This window comes from Halobellus sp. Atlit-38R, from assembly GCF_003665925.1.
Taxonomy (GTDB): domain Archaea; phylum Halobacteriota; class Halobacteria; order Halobacteriales; family Haloferacaceae; genus Haloquadratum; species Haloquadratum inordinatus.
Map to the genome: position 1 here is coordinate 1 of NZ_QXIJ01000332.1, position 457 is coordinate 457.

The 457-nt window shown below is 67.4% G+C and carries 1 pseudogene; it reads right to left on the reverse strand.

Features of this window, described 5'->3' with window-relative positions:
- Positions 1 to 40: 40 nt before the first annotated feature.
- Positions 41 to 457, reverse strand: a pseudogene (locus D3D02_RS19680) (gamma-glutamyl-phosphate reductase); the annotation flags it as partial.

Below are 457 nucleotides of genomic sequence, written 5' to 3' on the forward strand. Positions count from 1 at the left end.
GAGAGTCGAAACGAGAAAGCGAGTCAGCGCGACCCGCGAGTCACTCCGTCGACAGGCGACCGGGGGTCCACTCGGCGCCGTCGAGTTCGCGGTGCGTGAACGGGACCGCGTCCTCGCCGCTGTAGCTCGCGACGAGATGGCCGTCGCCTTCGAGGTAGTACTTGTACGTCGTGAGACCCTCCAGGCCGACCGGGCCGCGGGCGTGGATCTTCCCCGTGGAGATGCCGACCTCCGCGCCGAGCCCGTAGCGGTAGCCGTCCGCGAACCGGGTCTAGGCGTTGTGGAAGACGCTCGCCGCGTCGACGCCGGTCATGAACGTCTCGGCCGTCTCGGCGTCCTCGGTCAGGATCGACTCCGTGTGTTTCGAGCCGTGGTCGTTGACGTGGTCGATCGCGTCGTAGGCGTCGCCGACGACCTTGATCGACAGTTCGAGGTCGCCGTACTCGGTGTCCCAGTC